The 18,108-nt window shown below is 60.4% G+C and carries 13 protein-coding genes and 5 tRNA genes; 16 read left to right on the top strand and 2 right to left on the bottom strand.

The window, feature by feature from the left end:
- Window positions 1–24 precede the first annotated feature (24 nt).
- Window positions 25–873, top strand: coding sequence for a DUF547 domain-containing protein (locus Mal15_RS05155; RefSeq protein WP_147866782.1), 849 nt, complete (start codon window positions 25–27; stop codon window positions 871–873).
- Window positions 874–1,014: 141 nt separating this feature from the next.
- On the opposite strand, the gene Mal15_RS05150 is transcribed toward Mal15_RS05155, so the two are convergent.
- Entirely contained in the window at window positions 1,015–1,998 is a 984-nt protein-coding gene (locus tag Mal15_RS05150; RefSeq protein ID WP_147866781.1) for a D-2-hydroxyacid dehydrogenase, read from the bottom strand.
- Window positions 1,999–2,260: 262 nt separating this feature from the next.
- On the opposite strand from Mal15_RS05150, the gene Mal15_RS05145 reads away from it, so the two are divergent.
- From Mal15_RS05145 to rplK, 15 genes are all read left to right on the top strand, one after another.
- The gene (locus tag Mal15_RS05145; RefSeq protein WP_147866780.1) at window positions 2,261–5,362 is read left to right on the top strand and encodes a PSD1 and planctomycete cytochrome C domain-containing protein; all 3,102 of its coding nucleotides are present in this window, start codon (window positions 2,261–2,263) and stop codon (window positions 5,360–5,362) included.
- A 3-nt stretch (window positions 5,363–5,365) separates the two neighbouring features.
- A complete protein-coding gene (locus Mal15_RS05140) occupies window positions 5,366–6,772 on the top strand; it encodes a DUF1501 domain-containing protein (protein WP_147866779.1) in 1,407 nt (468 codons plus the stop codon).
- 99 nt (window positions 6,773–6,871) lie between these two features.
- A complete protein-coding gene (locus Mal15_RS05135; RefSeq protein WP_147866778.1) occupies window positions 6,872–7,852 on the top strand; it encodes a dihydrodipicolinate synthase family protein in 981 nt (326 codons plus the stop codon).
- A gap of 64 nt (window positions 7,853–7,916) precedes the next feature.
- Window positions 7,917–8,858 carry a hypothetical protein gene (locus Mal15_RS05130; RefSeq protein WP_147866777.1) on the top strand — a complete coding sequence of 314 codons (942 nt, stop codon included), beginning with the start codon at window positions 7,917–7,919 and terminating at the stop codon, window positions 8,856–8,858.
- A complete protein-coding gene (locus Mal15_RS05125) occupies window positions 8,855–9,682 on the top strand; it encodes a TrmH family RNA methyltransferase (protein ID WP_147866776.1) in 828 nt (275 codons plus the stop codon). Before Mal15_RS05130 ends, Mal15_RS05125 begins: the two co-directional genes overlap by 4 nt.
- A 238-nt stretch (window positions 9,683–9,920) precedes the next feature.
- The gene (locus Mal15_RS05120; protein WP_233903288.1) at window positions 9,921–10,682 is read left to right on the top strand and encodes an MBL fold metallo-hydrolase; all 762 of its coding nucleotides are present in this window, start codon (window positions 9,921–9,923) and stop codon (window positions 10,680–10,682) included.
- Between the two features lie 270 nt (window positions 10,683–10,952).
- Window positions 10,953–11,025, top strand: a tRNA-Thr gene (locus Mal15_RS05115).
- A 233-nt stretch (window positions 11,026–11,258) separates the two neighbouring features.
- Window positions 11,259–11,340 (top strand) — tRNA-Tyr (locus Mal15_RS05110).
- Window positions 11,341–11,401: 61 nt separating this feature from the next.
- Window positions 11,402–11,472: transfer RNA gene (locus Mal15_RS05105), tRNA-Gly, on the top strand.
- Between the two features lie 9 nt (window positions 11,473–11,481).
- A tRNA-Thr gene (locus Mal15_RS05100) sits at window positions 11,482–11,553 on the top strand.
- A 341-nt stretch (window positions 11,554–11,894) separates the two neighbouring features.
- A complete protein-coding gene (tuf, locus tag Mal15_RS05095) occupies window positions 11,895–13,091 on the top strand; it encodes an elongation factor Tu (RefSeq protein ID WP_147866775.1) in 1,197 nt (398 codons plus the stop codon).
- A 137-nt stretch (window positions 13,092–13,228) separates the two neighbouring features.
- Window positions 13,229–13,301 (top strand) — tRNA-Trp (locus Mal15_RS05090).
- Window positions 13,302–13,458: 157 nt separating this feature from the next.
- Window positions 13,459–13,917 carry a preprotein translocase subunit SecE gene (gene secE / locus Mal15_RS05085; protein ID WP_147866774.1) on the top strand — a complete coding sequence of 153 codons (459 nt, stop codon included), beginning with the start codon at window positions 13,459–13,461 and terminating at the stop codon, window positions 13,915–13,917.
- Between the two features lie 107 nt (window positions 13,918–14,024).
- The gene (nusG, locus tag Mal15_RS05080; RefSeq protein ID WP_233903287.1) at window positions 14,025–14,777 is read left to right on the top strand and encodes a transcription termination/antitermination protein NusG; all 753 of its coding nucleotides are present in this window, start codon (window positions 14,025–14,027) and stop codon (window positions 14,775–14,777) included.
- Window positions 14,778–14,832: 55 nt separating this feature from the next.
- Complete coding sequence (rplK, locus tag Mal15_RS05075) at window positions 14,833–15,258, top strand: 50S ribosomal protein L11 (RefSeq protein WP_147866773.1); 426 nt, start codon at window positions 14,833–14,835, stop codon at window positions 15,256–15,258.
- Window positions 15,259–15,340: 82 nt separating this feature from the next.
- Here the strand turns inward: rplK and clpB are convergent, their stop codons facing one another.
- Complete coding sequence (gene clpB / locus Mal15_RS05070; RefSeq protein ID WP_147866772.1) at window positions 15,341–17,986, bottom strand: ATP-dependent chaperone ClpB; 2,646 nt, start codon at window positions 17,984–17,986, stop codon at window positions 15,341–15,343.
- Window positions 17,987–18,108 lie beyond the last annotated feature (122 nt).

Here is an 18,108-nt window from a genome sequence, read left to right as displayed (position 1 = left end):
GTCCCGAAACATAGTCCTTTGCCGATGAATCGACTGATTGTCTCCACTGCAATGATGTTCGCCGCTGTGCTTTTTCCGGGCGGCGTCTCTATCCGGAATGCCGCGGCGGGAACGCCGGTCTACGTCGGCCAGGCCAAGCCCCAATTGGTTCCGATGCACACGATCGACCATTCGGCGTGGAACAAATTGCTGGGCAAATATGTCGATTCCGACGGCAGGGTGGACTACCAAGGATGGCACGCGAGCGGTGAAGATCAGGCGTTGCTTGACGACTACCTGCAAACACTCTCCACGGCATCCATTGCGACAGACACGAAATCCACCCGCTCACCTCGACTGGCGTTCTGGATCAACGCCTACAACGCGCTGACCATCAAAGGGATCTTGCGCGAATACCCGACCACCAGCATTCGCAATCACACGCCGCGGCTGTGGGGATATCACATCTGGCACGACTTGAAACTGCACGTCGGACACCAACCGTTCTCGCTGGACGAAATCGAGCATCAGGTGTTGCGAAAAATGGGGGAACCGCGGATCCATTTCGCGATCGTTTGTGCGTCGATCGGTTGTCCGCGACTATTAAACGAAGCCTATGTGCCGGAGCGGGTCGACGAGCAATTGACGGCGAACGCGAAAGACTTTTTCACGCGGCGTCAGAACTTTCGCCACGACGTCGCCGGAAAACGTTTTTATCTGTCGGCGATCTTGAAATGGTTCGCCGAAGATTTCGGTGACGACCAATCGCAGGTTCTCAAACGCATCGCCGTGTGGTTGCCCGATGAGACAGCGCGGCGTGCGGCGATGGACAACGCCGTCAGCCTTTCTTATTTGGATTACAACTGGCAGCTGAACGCTCAAACCGCTCGATGACGATGCCCGCGCGGCGATACAACCGGTTGAATTCTTCGACGAACGAGGCTTGTTCCTTGATCGGCAACCTCATCGGCCCGACGGGATGATCGTTGCGATAGATGGCCGCTTCACAGGGGACGGCGGTTCGATTGCTGCTGCTCATGCTTGCCCACGGTAGACCGCCGACGGATGGGGAAACCCCAAACGTTTGTCGACACGGTTGTAAACGGGTTCTCCCGCCTGATAGCGTTTCAGATTGATGACCGCCAGAGCGGTCGAGTCGTCGACGCGGCGATGGGACTGCGCTCCGACATGCGGCGAGATCATGACCTTGGGGTCGTCCCACAGCTTGCTCTCAGGCGGCAACGGTTCCACCTCCGTCACGTCCAATCCTGCGCCGGCCAAATGACCGCTGGCCAATGCGTCGCACAAGGCCTGTTCCTGAACCACCGATCCCCGCGCGACGTTGATCAAGTACGAACCGCGTTTCATTTTCGCGAACCGCTCGGCATCAAACACACCCTTGGTTCCGGCGTTCAGCGGCAGCGTCAAGATCACCACATCGCTTTCGGCCAACAGCCGATCCAGTTGGTCGGCCGGCCACAGCTGGGAAACCTCCGGTGGGCAATCGACCGGGTAGTAATCGGTGGCAACCAGACGCACGTCCCAAGGTGCCAGCACACGGGCCAGGAAGCGACCGTTGCCACCTAGGCCGACGATCCCGACCGTTTTGCCACGCAGATCATCGGTGGGCAAGCGGACAAATTCACGCCGTGCTTCGGCGCGAAAAAACAACGGGGCGCGGCGGATCACCCCGAACAGTAACGAAAACGTCTGCTCGGCGACCTGGGGGGCGAACAGCCCCGACGCGCTGCTGACGACGATGGCGTCGTTTTCGATCACGCCGGGCACCAAACAGTGGTCCAGCCCGGCCGCGGAGGACTGAATCCAACGCAACTTGCCGGCCTCGAGCACGCGGTCCCAGTTGACGGGAACTTTGGCGTGCCCGATGAAGATCTCCGCCGTCGGCAGCAACTCGTCGATGCGTTCCTGGCCGGCATTGACCACTTCATAGTCCGGCGCAGCGGCTTGAATCTGGTCGATGTGTTTCTGGCCGACGGGGTAACAAAGAACGATTCGCATGGGGCGGTTCCGTGGAGGTGCAGTGGATTGCACGACGAGTATCCACGACCGGGCACGTCTGCTCAATCCGTCACCGGTTTGGTACGAGCCATGCCAGCGGGACGCGTGAGCGACCGGCACCCCGCGGTGTACGCCCCCCGCCACGTCAACACCGTGCCCCTTGCTGACGCGACGGGCTGGCATCCGATCGATCAAACCTCGCCACATGGGCTTGGGCTGTTACAATACAGTCCCTTCCTCCCTCCCCAACACACCCCCGCCCATGTTTCGACGATTCGCCGCCCTCGCGGTCTGGCTTGCCGCGTTCGGACCGGCCCTGGCTGAAACTGATTCGGAAAGCATCGATTTTGCCAACCAGGTCCGTCCGATCCTCTCGGACGCCTGTTTCGCCTGCCACGGTCCGGACGAAGAATCCCGCGCGGCCGACCTGCGTTTGGACGACCCCGAATCCGCCGCAGCCGTGATCGAGTCGGGCGACGCATCATCCAGCGAGCTGTATGCCCGGTTGGTGGAATCCGACCCCGAGTTGAAAATGCCGCCGCCCGATTCGGGCAAACAACTCGACGCGGCGCAGATCGCCATCTTGAAACGTTGGATCGACCAGGGTGCCGAATTTGAAACGCATTGGGCATTTGTCGCGCCGTCGCGACCGCAGCCCCCACGTGTCGGGCCTTCGGATTGGGTGAAGAATCCGATCGACGCATTCGTCGCAAGAACGCTGGAATCGGAGGGGCTTTTCCCTTCGCCGGTCGCCGATCACCGAACGTTGATCCGTCGTCTGTCGTTGGACCTGACGGGGCTGCCGCCGGAACCGGCATTTGTCACCGCGTGGCTCAAGCGGCTGGAAAACGACGGCGAATCGGCGTACCAGGATCTGGTCGGCGTGCTGCTGCAATCCAGCCACTACGGCGAACATTGGGCGCGGATGTGGTTGGACGCGGCTCGCTATGCCGACTCGGACGGCTATGAAAAAGACAAACCCCGCCAGGCGTGGTTTTATCGCGACTGGGTCGTCGATTCTTTCAACCACGATCGACCCTACGACGATTTTCTGGTGCGGCAAATCGCCGGGGACTTGCTGCCCGGTGCGACCCAAGCGGACCACGTCGCGACCGGATTCTTGCGCAATTCGATGGTCAACGAAGAAGGCGGCGCCGACCCCGAACAGTTCCGCATGGAAGCGATGTTCGACCGCATGGACGCGATCGGCAAATCCATCCTGGGGCTGACGATCCAGTGCGCCCAATGCCACACACACAAATACGACCCGATCGAGCAACACGAATACTACGGCATGTTCGCGTTTCTCAACAACACACACGACGCGATCATCCCGGTCTACACCGACGGCGAACAGAATCGCCGCGATCAAGTGTTGAAGCAAATCGCTGATCAAGAACGTTTGATCAAAACCGCGATCCCCGACTGGCGCGAACGCATGCATGCCTGGGCCAGCGACGTGACGGCTCGCGATCAACCAGACTGGACACCGATCGAGTTGTCGTTCTTGGACCGGACGCTGGGCGGATCCAAGTTTCTGCCGCAAGAGGATCGATCCTATCTGTGCCAGAGCTACGCGCCGACCAACTTTAATCCGCAGGGCACCGGGACGTATCATAGGAACCGGTTGACGGGGTTGCGGTTGGAATTGTTGACACACCCGAACCTGCCGCGGAGCGGACCGGGACGAAGCGTGGACGGAACGTGGGCGCTCAGCGAGTTGACGGCCGAGGTCGCGTTGTCGCTCAGTCCCGATCAAACGACACGGGTGAAATTCAACCGCGCCGTCGCCGACCGGTCTCCTCCGGTCGCGGAACTGAAACCACGCTACGACAACAAGAAGAGTCAGAAACGCGTCACCGGAGGAATCGACTTTGCCATCGACGGCGATGAAACGACCGCTTGGACCAACGAAGTCGACACGCCGCAGAGCAACATCTCGCAAACGGCGTGGTTCGAGTTCGAGTCCCCGATCGAAATCCCCGACGGCCAGCACGCGATCGTCACCGTCCATCTGGCCCAACGTCACGGCGGCTGGAACAGCGACGACAACCAGACGTTCAACATCGGGCGGTTTCGCGTTTCGCTGACCGGCGACGCGATCCCCGAGTTCGATCCGCTGCCGCCTGCGGTCGACTCGATCGTGAGACGCCCGCCGGCGCAATGGTCACCCGATGATGAAGCCGCGGTGTTTGCGCATTGGCGAACAACGGTGCCCGAAGCGGAAAGGTACAACGCAGCGATCGACCAGGCCTGGAAGTCGCATCCGCTCGGGACGACGCAATTGACACTCGGCCGCCGCGACACACCGCGAACAACGTCACTGCTGGCCCGGGGAGATTTTCTCAGCCCGGTGGAACCGGTCACTCCGCACGTGCCGGCGTTTTTGCATCAGCTGAAAACCGACGACGCTCCGCCGCGACTGCAATTCGCACGGTGGCTGGCGTCGGACGAATCACCGACGACGGCGCGCTCGATCGTCAATCGGATCTGGCAAGCCTATTTCGGCGTCGGCCTGGTCGAAACCAGTGACGACCTGGGGACGCAAAGCGCGCCACCCTCGCATCCCGAGCTGATGGATTTCCTGGCCGTGGAATTGGTCGACAACGGTTGGAGCCTGAAGCATTTACATCGCTTGATCGTCAGCTCGGCGACCTATCGGCAATCGTCGCGTTTGACACCCGAGCTTTCTGGGCGTGACCCCTACAACCGCCTGTTGGCCCGCGGGGCACGTTTCCGGGTTCCCGCCGAAACGGTCCGCGACATCACGCTGGCGGCCAGCGGCTTGCTCAATCGCAGCATCGGCGGACCGAGTGTGTATCCGCCGGCACCGGAGTTTCTGTTCAAACCGCCGGTCAGCTATGGGCCGAAGGTTTGGGAGGTCGCCGAAGACGCCCAGCGTTATCGACGGGCGTTGTACACATTCCGGTTTCGCAGCGTCCCCTATCCGATGCTGGAAAATTTTGACGCCGTGCCGGGGAATCTGTCCTGCGTGCGCCGCAGCATGTCCAACACACCGATGCAGGCACTGACGTCGCTCAACGAGCCGATGTTTTTGGAGGCTGCGATCGCGTTGGCCGCCAAAACGATTCGCGAAGTGGCAGAGACGGGCGACGACGCACGAATCCGATTCGCATTCCAGCGCTGTGTCGGACGTGCCCCGAGTGCGGACGAGCGACGAGTGTTGGCTGACTACCTGCATGGTCAACGAACTCGGCTGGAATCGCAATCGCTGTCGGCCGACCAGATTCTGTCGTCCGGCGCGCTGTTGGAGGTCGGTGATTTGGAGGCGGACGAATTAGCGGCATGGTCGCTCCTGTGCCGCGTGATTTTGAACTTGGATGAAACGATCACTCGAGAATAGAAGATGAACCCTTTGAATCGATCACGGCGCTGGTTCTTGCGAGATTGCGGCGTCGGCCTGGGAGCGATCGCGGCGGCGCAGTTGATGGCCGACCAATCGACGGCAACGTCGCCGGGCGACCCGCTGGCGGTCCGCGCGCCGCACTTTCCGGCCAAAGTCAAGAACGTGATCTTTCTGTTCATGGCCGGCGCGCCCAGCCATTTAGAACTGTTCGATCACAAGCCCCAGTTGGCCAAGTTCGATGGCACGTTGCCGCCGGCAGAATTGCTGGATGGTTATCGTGCGGCGTTCATCGATCCGAATTCAAAGTTATTGGGGCCGAAATTCAAATTCGCCCGTCACGGCCAGTGTGGAGCGGAAATCAGCGAGATCTTGCCGCACACGGCCAAGGTCGCCGATGACTTGACGATCGTCAAATCGATGACGACCGACGCGTTCAACCACGCGCCGGCGCAAATCATGATGAACACCGGATCCCAGTTGTTCGGCAAACCCAGCCTGGGATCGTGGACGTTGTACGGATTGGGCAGCGAGTCGAAAGACTTGCCGGGATTCGTCGTGTTCAGCAGCGGCAGCAAAGGCCCCAGCGGCGGCAACAGCAATTGGGGCAGCGGATTCTTGCCGACCGTGTACTCCGGTGTCCAGCTCCGCAGCGTCGGTGATCCGGTGCTGTATCTGTCCAACCCGCCGGGCGTGGATTCGCGGGCCCAGCGTGACGCACTCGACGCGATCACACAGCTCAATGAGCAACGTTTGTCGGTGACCGGCGATCCGGAGATTGCGACGCGGATCAATTCGTTCGAGATGGCTTACCGCATGCAGTCGTCGGCGCCGGAATTGATGGACATTCGATCCGAGACCCGGCAAACGCTGGACCTGTACGGCGCCGACCCCGACAAACCTTCGTTTGCCAAGAACTGTTTGTTGGCGCGCCGGTTGGTCGAACGTGGGGTGAGATTTGTGCAGCTGTTCCATGAAGCGTGGGACCAACACGGCAATCTGGTCGGCGGCTTGAAAACCAATTGCCGAGACACCGACCAGGCCTGTGCGGCGCTGGTCCAGGACTTAAAGCGGCGTGGAATGTTGGACGAGACGCTGGTGATTTGGGGCGGCGAATTCGGACGCACGCCGATGGTCCAAGGCGGCGGCAATGACGGCCGCGACCACCATCCCAACGCATTCACGATGTGGATGGCCGGCGGCGGGATGCGTCCCGGGACGACACTCGGGGAGAGCGACGATTTCGGATTCAACGTCACCCGCGATCGCGTGCATGTCCGCGACCTTCACGCGACGATCCTGAACCTGCTGGGGTTCGACCACACCCGATTGAGCGTCAAGTTCCAGGGTCTCGATCAACGGCTCACCGGTGTCGAACCGGCACGCGTGGTGCGGGAGATCCTGGCGTAGGATGCCCCAAGATTCGTTCACCCCCGGCTAGCGTTGAACTATTCTTTCGAAAACCATCTCGATCCGTCACCTTTGCCCCTCGAATCCGACCATTTTTCGATGCCCAAACCGATCTCTGGAATCCTGACCCCCAACATCACGCCTGTCGATCGTGACGGTCGTGTGGACGAAGACACGCTGCGTCGGTACGTGGATTGGTTGATCGAGAAAGGCGTCGACGGCTTGTACCCCAACGGCAGCACGGGGGAATTCATCCGGTTTACCGCCGAGGAACGCCGGCGAATCGTCGAGGTCGTGGTGGACCAGACCGACGGCCGAGTGCCGGTCTTGGCCGGTGCGGCCGAAGCCAATTCCAAGGAGACGATTGCGGCGTGTGAGGCGTATGGCGCGATGGGTGTGCGGGCAGTCGCGATCGTGGCCCCGTTTTATTACCGGCTTTCCGACCAAGGCGTGTACGCGTATTTCCGTGAAATCGCCGATGCCGTCTCGGTCGACGTCACGCTGTACAACATCCCCCAATTCGCCTCGCCGATTTCCGTCGAAACCGTCGTGCGGCTGGCGTCGGAATGCCCGCGTGTCGTCGGCATCAAAGACAGCTCGGGTGACCTGCCGAACATGATGCGGATGATTTCGCAGATCCGCCCCCTGCGCGAAGACTTTTGTTTTCTCACCGGTTGGGATGCGGCGTTGGTGCCGATGCTGGTGGCCGGCGCCAACGGCGGAACCAACGCGACCAGCGGCGTCGTTCCCGAATTGACCCGTGCGATCCACCGCAGCGTGGTCGCCGGGGACATCGAACAAGCGATGAAGTTGCAATACCAGTTGCTGCCGCTATTCGACGCCATGCTCTCCATCGGCGAATTCCCCGAAGGGTTTCGTGCGGGCGCCCGATCGCGTGGCTGGGACCTCGGCCCGGGACGCGTCCCGATTTCCGAGCGGCAACGTGACGCCATTGCAGCGGCTCAGCTGCAGATCGATGATTTACTGAACGAGTTCGTCGACGCGCCGACACCCGGCGTGTCCAATTTAGTGATCGAAAAAATCGTGCATCAGGTGATGTCGCAACTGAAGACACACTGACCACATCACACTCGACGGAAGTTTCATCTCAACTGGCGGAATCGCATTCGATGGCAGTGTGAGCATGGCAATGACAACAAATGGATTCACCCACCACCTCTCGGTGACGATCTGCAATGGAACATTGTGGCTTGGACTGATCGCCGCTGTGGCAAACGGCGCCGCGACTAATGCCGGAGCTTGGGAACCGAAGAACAAGCCGGTCTTGGCGGGTCAGATCGCACTGGAACTGGACTCCCCGACGCTGACCGAAAGCAGCGGACTGGCGTTTTCGGGCGTCGACCCCCAATGCGTTTGGTCCCACAATGATTCCGGCGACAAGGCCAGACTGTACGCCTTTACCGTTAACGGCCGGCATTGCGGACGCTTGGCGCTGCGTGGGGTCAAGGCTCACGACTGGGAAGACATGGCCTCCTTTGACGACGACGGGCCACGGCTGCTGGTGGCCGATGTGGGTGACAACGACTCCCGCCGCCAATCGGTTTCGATGTACATTTTCGATGAACCCAGCCCCCGCGCGAGAACCCTGGTTGCATCATTCCAGCAATTGGTCGTGCGTTATCCGGGCGGTCCGCTGAACTGTGAATCCGTGGCGGTCGATGTTCCACGGCGGCGAATTCTGCTGCTGGCCAAATCGCCGTTGATGGCAACGATGTTCGAGGTCCCACTGCCGAAACGCGGCAACGCGAGCGAATCATCCGAGCTGGACGGCTCGGTCATCCAGGTGGACGCCAAGCGAGTTCAAACGCTTGCGATCCCATTGGCGACCGGCATGGATCTGTGCGCGAAAACGGGAGACCTGTGGATTGCCAACTACCTGCAGGCGTATCACTTTCCCTACTCCGAACGCCTTCCTCTGGAAACGCGATTGCGACAGATGCCGGGCATCGTCGAGTTGCCGATGTTGAAACAAGTCGAAGCGATCGCGGTCGATGACCAGGGGCGTGTCTGGGTGACCAGCGAAGGCAGACCGGCGAAGATGCAGCGGCTGACGGTTGCCCCATGACCGACCGCGGCCCGCTGGAATGTGTCACGATCGATTCGATCGACGACCCGCGTCTTGCTGACTTTCGAAACCTGAGACGGCGCCCGACCGGACGCGTGTTCGACTCGTCTCACTTTGTCGTCGAGGGGCAATTGATCACACAGCGGTTGATCGCCAGCGATTATCCGCTGCGATCGGTGGTGGTCGAAGACGGCCGCGACCTCAGCGTGCTCGGCGGGCTCGGCGGCCGAATGCCCGTGTACGTGCTTTCACGTGATCAGATGCGTCAGCTGTCGGGGTTCGATTTTCATCGCGGCTTTCTGGCCAGCGCCGATCGTCAACCTCCGGGCGCGATCAGTGACTTCCACGACGATCCGGTGTCACTGGCGCTGGTCCAGACGACGGACATGGAGAACTTGGGCTCAATGGTGCGTACGGCTGCGGCGTTGGGGATCCGCCAGGTCCTGATCGACCCCCGATCGGTCGACCCGTTTTCTCGGCGAGCGATGCGAGTCAGCATGGGGGCGGTCCTGGGCATGCGTTGGCTGGCGATGAACCAACCGGCCGACGATCTGCGAACACTGGCAAGTCGTGGAGTCGTCAGTCTGGCTTCGACGCTGGCATCCGATGCCGTCTCCATCGATCAGGTCGCGCGGAATGCGGATCCGATGGTTTTGGTGATGGGGAACGAGGCCCAAGGGTTGCCGACCGAGGTGCAGCAGGCGGCGACGCGTCGGGTGACCATCCCGATGGCCACCGCCTCGGGTTGCGGGCAGTTGGTCGACAGCCTGAACGTCTCGGTGGCGGCCGCGATCTTGCTGTACGAGTTGACACGACAGGTGTAACGAGCCGGGTTGGTGTGGAATAGGCTTCCAGCCTTTCGACGTCGTACAACCACCCGCGCCCCTCGAGTACGACGGTCCCCTCCGGGCCGTCGCGAGTAGAACTCGCCGCGACGACCTGGAAAGGACGTCGTACATCCGAGCCTGACGGCAAGCGATAGCAAACCGGGCACCGCTTGCACTACAATTGTCGCTCCAGGTCAGCCTTCACCGCTTTCTCCGCTCGCCAGCAACGTCGACCATGCAACTGCATTGCCTCGGAACGGCCGGGTATCACCCCAACGAGGATCGACACACGAGCTGCTATTTCTTGCCGCAAAGCGGGATCGTGCTCGACGCGGGAACGGGGCTGTTTCGGTTGACGGAGCTGATTCGGACGCCGACGCTGGACATTCTGCTCAGCCACGCCCACTTGGATCATGTCGCCGGGCTGACGTTCTTGCTGGACGTTCTGCATCAACGCCCCGTCGATCGGCTGCGGATTTGGGGAGAAAAGGAGAAACTGGCGGCGATCAAACAGCACTTGTTTTCGCGATTGTTGTTCCCCGTCCAGATCGACGCGGAATTCCGAGAAATCGACGATTTGCGTCAGTTTGCGATCGGCGACTGCACGATCGACTGGCGTCACCAGCAACACCCCGGGGCATCGGTCGGCTATCGAATCCGCTGGGACGACGGCACACGGTTGTTGTACTTGACCGACACGACGGGCGACGACAGCGGCGAGGCGATTCGCTGGAATTCGGGGGCGGATCTGATGATGCACGAGTGCTATTTTCCGGACGCCAAAGCCCAGTGGGCGACCAAAACAGGGCACACCTACAGCAGCCGCGTGGCGCGGATTGCTGCCGCGTCGGCGCCGCAACAGCTGGTCCTGACCCACGTCAACCCGGTCGATCCGCAGCCCGATGTGATGCTCCGGGAAGTCAGCGAGGCGCTCCGGCGGCGAAAAATCCCGGTCCGCTTGGCGTCCGATCGCGATGTGATCGAATTCGGCGGCTGAAAACGCGAATTGCCTCATGATCGGCCGCGGGGAACGCCGAAACAGTGCTTCACGCGGTGAACCCGAGCGTTCAACCGGCTGTCACAGAGGCCGGCGGCTGGAAGGTTCCGGCGGCGATCTGGTGGTTTGCGGTCGCCAGACCCCAAATCCGGCTTGCCCCAGAACGATCGATTGCTAAACTCTGCCCTCTCTCGAGGGAAGCTGCGTTGCAGCGGCCCCGAGGGCAGGACAGTGCCGGGACGATGATCCTGGCGATTGGGCGATCGATTCGCCAGCGTAGCTCAGTTGGCAGAGCAGCTGATTTGTAATCAGCCGGTCGTGGGTTCGAATCCCTCCGCTGGCTTTGGCGTGGCCACCACTAACGGGTGACACCACTGCGGGCTGAGAGACTGCGTGCTGAGAGTCCGAAACGGTTCAGGTGGTGCAACCGCGCGGGCCGGCCGGCAAGCCACCTTGCCAGCGACGGCCTGACAAGGCACACTTCCTGGCGAAACACGATCCGACCGAGAATTTACCGATCCATTTGCACGACGAGACCGACAGCAAGACTTAAGCAACACGATCGACAAACAAAAAGGGGGTTTGCCCGAGTGGTTAAAGGGGGCGGACTGTAAATCCGCTGGCTACGCCTACATTGGTTCGAATCCAATAGCCCCCATAGAGAGATAATCGCAAATCGAGAGGCTCGATTTTGCGATTCGTGTCACCGGCACGATCAAGCGGGTGTAGCACAATGGTAGTGCAGCAGCCTTCCAAGCTGAATACGAGGGTTCGATTCCCTTCACCCGCTCTGCCCGTCGCTGCTGTAGCTCAGTGGTAGAGCACTTCCTTGGTAAGGAAGAGGTCATGGGTTCAAGTCCCATCAGCAGCTTGAGCGTCTGGAACTGAGAATCTGGAAAGTTGGTGCGGATCTTGCTGATTTTTTTCAATCAGCAATTGCAAGCGACGCGACTTTTCGCAACAACTACGCACCCTCGCCAGCGGCACTGGATTTTGCCTCCTCTGGCGGGCGTACTGAAGCAACAACCGGGGCGTCCTTGGTGGACGCTCCTGGATACGATTTTCTGTCTGTTTAGAAGAACAAAGTTCGATCGTCGCGACCACTGGGTCGGTGAACCACCGTGGGTGTGAACACGGCACCGCTTTTGTGGGCTCGTCAGGGGCGTATCCCCAGGCAAGTTGCGAAGGCGATCGAGCGCAGGTGAGTTAGAAATGGCCAAGGCAACATTTGAACGGACCAAGCCCCACGTCAACGTCGGCACGATTGGGCACATTGACCACGGTAAAACAACGACTACGGGTGCAATCCTGGCAGTCCAAGCCGCCAAAGGCTTGGCACAGGCAAAGGGATATTCGGATATCGCCAAGGGCGGTACCGTGCGAGACGCGACCAAGACAGTGACCATCGCGGTCGCCCACGTCGAATACGAATCGGACAACCGTCACTACGCCCACATCGACTGCCCGGGCCACGCCGACTTCGTCAAGAACATGATCACCGGTGCCGCCCAAATGGACGGTGCCATCCTGGTCGTCTCGGCCGCCGACGGCCCGATGCCGCAAACCAAGGAGCACGTCCTCCTGGCTCGTCAGGTCGGCGTCCCCTACATCGTCATCTTCCTCAACAAGTGCGACCTGGTCGACGACGAGGAATTGCTGGAACTGGTCGAACTGGAAGCCCGCGAACTGCTCAGCAAGTACGACTTCCCCGGCGACGACGTTCCCGTCATCCGCGGATCCGCACTGCCGGCGTACAACAACCCCAGCGATCCCGATGCCAGCAAGTGCATCACCGAGCTGATGGAAGCACTCGACGAGTACATCCCCGAGCCGGTTCGTGAAGACGACAAACCCTTCCTGATGGCGATCGAAGACGTGTTCTCGATCGAAGGCCGTGGAACGGTCGCCACCGGGCGTATCGAACGCGGCGTGATCAAGGTCGGCGAAGAAGTCGAAATCGTCGGTCTGGGCCCGAATTCGTCCAAAACCACCTGCACCGGTGTCGAAATGTTCCGCAAGGAAATGAACGAAGGCCGTGCCGGTGACAACGTCGGTTGCCTGCTCCGCGGGATCAAACGCGAAGAAATCCAACGCGGTCAGGTTCTGGCCAAGCCGGGTTCGATCACCCCGCACACCAAGTTCGAAGCCGAAGTTTACTGTCTGAGCAAGGACGAAGGCGGCCGCCACACGCCGTTCTTCAGCGGTTACCGTCCGCAGTTCTACTTCCGCACCACCGACGTGACCGGAACGGCCAACCTGCAAGGGGCCGACATGTGCATGCCCGGCGACAACGTCAAAGTCACCGTCGAACTGCACAAGCCGATCGCGATGGACGACGGTGTCCGCTTCGCTATCCGTGAAGGCGGTCGTACCGTCGGTTCGGGCGTTGTGACCAAAATCGTCGAGTAGTCCCCGCGGGACGCTTTGACGCCCTCGCCGGCGTCAATCTCGAAGAAAGACATCGCGAGAACCAACGAATCACCTAGCGGTTCGTTGGTTCTCTGCTTTAAACTACGCGAAGCCGAATTCCGGTTCGGACCGAGCGAAGGAGTGTAGCTCAATTGGCAGAGCACTGGTTTCCAAAACCAGCGGTTGCGGGTTCAAGTCCCTCCACTCCTGCTTGATTTTTCCGCCCATCTCGCTGCTCTGGTGCCAAGACCCGGGGCGGCGGTACGATGTGCTTGACGCGGAGGGCACTGCATTCCTCCGACTTGTACTGGCTGAACAGAAGCCGGCCTTTGAAAAAGCCGGCTGATTCGAACGTAAGGACAATCGAGTGTCTCGAGACATCGCCGGGAGCAAAGCGAACACCGCCGCAAGTGGCAGTTCGCTTTCGAGCGAGCTACTGCACGCCTCCGTTTACAAACCGAACCAAGGACGCATCGTCCGCCAGCTGACCGTGCTGGCGATCTGGTTGATCGTAGCACTCGGGGCCTGGCGTCTTTACGCCACGCTGGACAGCTCCACCGCCAACAAGGCGATCGCCGTCGGGATCCCCGCCGGCATCCTGCTGGCCGGCTTGTGGATCGGCTATCGGCTGATCAATTGGCCTCGCTTTGCCGACTTTCTGATCGCCGTCGAAGCGGAAATGAAGAAGGTGACTTGGCCGAGCCGCGAAGAGGTCAAGCGGGCGTCGGTGGTCGTGATCGTCACGATCGCGATCCTGGCCATCTCGCTGTTCCTGTTCGACGTGTTTTGGCAAGCATTCTTCAATGCCTTGTGGGCAACGGCCTAACCGATTGCCCTGGATCGATTTGCTGGTAGATTTGAGATCTTGTCGCTCGCCGATCGCGCCCCCACCACTCCTGACGTATTCACGCCCAAGCCGTTTTCAGTGCTCCAATGACCGACGAATCCCGATCCCCCAACACCGATGACTCTGAAGTGATTGACGAGTCCAGCGAAGTGCTTGAGGAAACCGATTCCGCGGACGCGGGTGCCGGAGAAAACGAAGCCGTGCAAGCGGCCGAAACGGACGATTCGGGCAGCGAATCCACCGGCGAAGTGTTCCTGGACAGCGACGATGACGACGACGACCAGCCGTCCGATGAAATCGAGATGGACTGGTACATCCTGAAGGTCGCGTTCAACCGTGAAGATTCCATCGCCGACGCGTTGCGCAAGAAAATCGCAATGGAAGGCATGGAGGAATACTTCGGCGACGTGGTCGTCCCCAGCGAAGATGTCGCCACGTTCACCCGTGACGGCAAAAAACGAATCACGAAGCGAAAGCTCTTGCCCGGTTACATCATGGCTCGGATGGCCATCAACGATGACACCTGGTTCCTGGTCCGTGAAACCGGCGGAATCAGCGACTTCACCGGATCGGCGGGCAAACCCATGCCGATGGACCCGGCGGACGTGGATCGGTTCATCAACCGACCGATCGCCGAAGACGAAGAAGAGGCCCCGATCAAGACGGCGATTCCGTTCAAGGTCGGCGATCGTGTTCGCGTCAAGGAAGGCAATTTTGAAAACCAGGAAGGTGATGTCGATGCCGTCGATGAAGCCAACGGCCGAATCACCGTGATCATCAACATTTTCGGCCGCAGTGTTCCCATGGAATTGGATCACTGGCAAGTCGAACCGGTGTAGTTAACCTAACGCCGAAACACCACAACCAACTCAATCGTATAGCAAGCATCCGACCATGGCAAAGCAAGTTACTGGACAGGCAAAGTTTCAAGTTCCCGGCGGTCAAGCCACCCCCGCTCCTCCCGTTGGTACCTCCCTGGGTAAGTTCGGGGTGAACCTGGGCCAATTCGTCCAAGCGTTCAACGATCGCACCAAAGAATACAACGGCACCCCGATCCCCGTGATCGTCACGGTCTACAACGACCGCAGTTTTGAGTTCGTCACCAAAAGCCCGCCGGCCGCTTCGTTGCTGAAGCAAGCCGCCGGAATCGCCAAGGGCAGCGGTGTGCCGAACATCAACAAAGTCGCCAAGGTCACCCGCGCCCAGTGCGAGGACATCGCCACCAAGAAGATGGCCGACCTGAACGCCCGCAGCATGGACCAAGCCGTCCGCATGATCGAAGGCACGGCCCGCAGCATGGGCATCGACGTCGAAGGCTGATACTCGTCGTAGCGGAAGCCGCCAAGGCTTTCGCACCAACGTACGCCCCGCCGCGCCGGGGCGAAACTCTTGGCGAGTTCCGCTACCGGAACACATACCCCGTCCCGTCATGGTCGACCGTGACGGTGCTGCCCTCGGCGTACTCGCTTTTCAGTAGCGCGGTGGCCAGTTCGTTCTGGACTTCGCGTTGGATTACTCGTTTCAGCGGACGGGCGCCGTAGGTCGGGTCGTAGCCGGTCTTGGCGATCTGATCGATGGCCGCGTCGGTTACCTCCAACGTCAATCCGTTGTCCTGCAAACGGCGTCCCAAGTGAGCCAGTTGCAGTTTGACGATCTGGCGAATTTGACGCTTATCCAACGGCCGGAAAATCACGGTGTCGTCGATCCGGTTCAGGAACTCGGGCAGGAACCGTGTCCGCAACGCCTGCTCGACCGCCTCCCGCATCTCCTCTTCGTCGCCGCCGTCGGCCGCGATCTGTTGGATTTCCTGGCTTCCCGCGTTGCTGGTCATCACGATCACCGCATTTGCAAAGTTAACCGTGCGACCATGCCCGTCGGTCAAGCGACCGTCATCCAGGACCTGCAACAAAATGTTGAACACATCCGGGTGGGCCTTTTCGATCTCATCAAGCAAGATGACGCTATAGGGTCGACGGCGGACCGCTTCGGTCAGCTTCCCGCCCTCTTCGTAACCGACGTATCCGGGCGGGGCACCGATCATGCGGGCGACGCTGTGCCGTTCCATGAACTCGGACATGTCGATCCGCACCATTGCGTTCTCGTCGTCGAACATGATTTCCGCCAGTGCCTTGCACAGTTCGGTTTTCCCAACCCCGGTCGGTCCGAGGAACAGGAACGATCCGATCGGCCGGTTGGGGTCGGCCAGACCGCTGCGGCTGCGGCGGACGGCATCGGACACCGCGCGAACGGCTTCGTCTTGGCCGATCACGCGGGTGTGCAACCGCTCTTCCATGACCAGCAACTTGGCCCGCTCGGTTTCCATCATGCGGCTGACGGGAACGCCGGTCCAGGCCGAAACGACCTCGGCGATTTCATCGGCGGTGACTTCACGCCGCAGCAATCTCCGTTCGGGTTCCCCGGACGGCTCCCCGGCCGATGAACCGTCGTCACGTTTTTCGATTTCCTCCAGCTTGGATTCCAGTTCCGCCTGGCGTGATTGCACCTCCAGCATTTCGCGATACAGGTTTTCCGGGTTCTCGCCACGGAGCTGAGTCTGTTTGGCTTCGGCGTCCAGGGTCGCAAAGCGGTGGGCCAGCGTTTCGGCTTCCTGGCGGATCGATTGAACGCCGTCGAGTCCGATTTTTTCGCTTTCCCATTGTTCACGCAGGTCGGCGAGTTCTTTCCCGAGCGATTCCATTTCGTCTTGGATTTCTTCGCGTCGCGAAATGATGGACGCATCGGTGGCGTCTTCGTCTTGAAGTTGTCGTGCCGCGAGTTCCAGTTGTCGCAAGCGGCGTTGGATGCGGTCGATGGGTTCGGGAACACTCTCCTTTTCCATCGCCAATCGGCTGGTTGCTTCGTCGACCAGGTCGATCGCCTTGTCGGGCAAGAAGCGATCGGCGATGTAGCGGTTGGCCAGCGTCGCGGCGGCGACCAGGGCGCTGTCGGTGATCCGCACACCGTGGTGTGATTCATAGCGCGACTTTAAACCGCGCAAGATCGCGATCGAATCCTCCACCGACGGTTCTTCGACATATACCGGTTGGAATCGTCGCTCCAGCGCGGCGTCCTTTTCGATGTGCTGGCGATATTCGTCCAAGGTCGTCGCACCGACACAACGCAGCGCACCGCGGGCGAGTTCGGGCTTGAGCAAGTTGGCCGCGTCGGGCGAACCTTCCGCCTTCCCCGCACCGACGACCAGATGAAGTTCGTCGATGAACAGGATCACACGGCCGTCGGAATCCTTGACCTCACGGAGCACGGCTTTGAGCCGTTCTTCGAAGTCACCTCGGAATTTTGCGCCGGCGACCAGCGCGCCCATGTCGAGTGCGATGACGCGTTTGTTCTTCAGGCTTTGCGGAACGTCGGCTTCGAAAATCCGCAGCGCCAATCCTTCGGCGATCGCGGTCTTGCCCACTCCCGGTTGCCCGATCAGGACCGGGTTGTTCTTGGTTCGTCGCGACAGCACCTGGATGACACGGCGGATCTCATTGTCGCGGCCGATGACCGGATCCAGTTTTCCGCTGGCGGCCAACTGCGTCAGGTCGACGCCGTATTTTTCCAGCGCTTGATAGGTGTCCTCGGCGTTCTGGTCGGTGACGCGTGCGCTGCCACGGATTTCGCTGGCCGCTTTCAACACGTCGTCGGCATTGACGCCGCACAGCGAAAGCAGACTTTGTGCTTTGGTCTTTGCCTTGGCCAGTCCCAACAGCAAATGCTCGGTGCTGACGAACTCGTCTTTCAGGGATTGTGCGGTGGCGGCGGATTCGTTGAGTGCCGATTGCAGTTCGGCGGAGATTCCCGGTTGGCGTCCGCCGGAGACCTTGGGCAGCTTGTCGGCTTCGCTGGCGGTCAATTCGCGCAACTGCTTTGCGTCGGCCTTCATTTTGGCCAGCAGGGCGCCGGTGATGCCGTCGCTTTCATCCAGCATCGCCGCCAGCAGGTGCAGGGAGGTGATTTCGGGATTGCCAGCCGATGTCGCACGCCCTTGTGCTTCGGCGATCAAGCCCTGGGCTTTGGTGGTCAGTTTATCGAATCGGAAGGCCATCTCGATTGCTCCTGCGACAGGTTCGGTCGGTGCGTAAAAAAAGACGGGCGACGTGTCACCCGTCTCTCTTCGTCACGGTGCCGGCGGGATGCCGGCGGTGACGTTTCATCGGTTAGACAAAT

This window comes from Stieleria maiorica, assembly GCF_008035925.1.
GTDB lineage: Bacteria > Planctomycetota > Planctomycetia > Pirellulales > Pirellulaceae > Stieleria > Stieleria maiorica.
This window is presented reverse-complemented; position numbering and strand designations above follow the sequence as displayed.

Coding starts and splice junctions, on each gene's coding strand:
- Mal15_RS05120 (WP_233903288.1), top strand. CDS start 9,921: ATGCAACTGCATTGCCTCGGAACGGCCGGGTATCACCCCAACGAGGAT.
- tuf (WP_147866775.1), top strand. CDS start 11,895: ATGGCCAAGGCAACATTTGAACGGACCAAGCCCCACGTCAACGTCGGC.
- Mal15_RS05145 (WP_147866780.1), top strand. CDS start 2,261: ATGTTTCGACGATTCGCCGCCCTCGCGGTCTGGCTTGCCGCGTTCGGA.
- Mal15_RS05150 (WP_147866781.1), bottom strand. CDS start 1,998: ATGCGAATCGTTCTTTGTTACCCCGTCGGCCAGAAACACATCGACCAG.
- nusG (WP_233903287.1), top strand. CDS start 14,025: ATGACCGACGAATCCCGATCCCCCAACACCGATGACTCTGAAGTGATT.
- Mal15_RS05135 (WP_147866778.1), top strand. CDS start 6,872: ATGCCCAAACCGATCTCTGGAATCCTGACCCCCAACATCACGCCTGTC.
- Mal15_RS05140 (WP_147866779.1), top strand. CDS start 5,366: ATGAACCCTTTGAATCGATCACGGCGCTGGTTCTTGCGAGATTGCGGC.
- Mal15_RS05130 (WP_147866777.1), top strand. CDS start 7,917: ATGGCAATGACAACAAATGGATTCACCCACCACCTCTCGGTGACGATC.
- rplK (WP_147866773.1), top strand. CDS start 14,833: ATGGCAAAGCAAGTTACTGGACAGGCAAAGTTTCAAGTTCCCGGCGGT.
- Mal15_RS05155 (WP_147866782.1), top strand. CDS start 25: ATGAATCGACTGATTGTCTCCACTGCAATGATGTTCGCCGCTGTGCTT.
- clpB (WP_147866772.1), bottom strand. CDS start 17,986: ATGGCCTTCCGATTCGATAAACTGACCACCAAAGCCCAGGGCTTGATC.
- Mal15_RS05125 (WP_147866776.1), top strand. CDS start 8,855: ATGACCGACCGCGGCCCGCTGGAATGTGTCACGATCGATTCGATCGAC.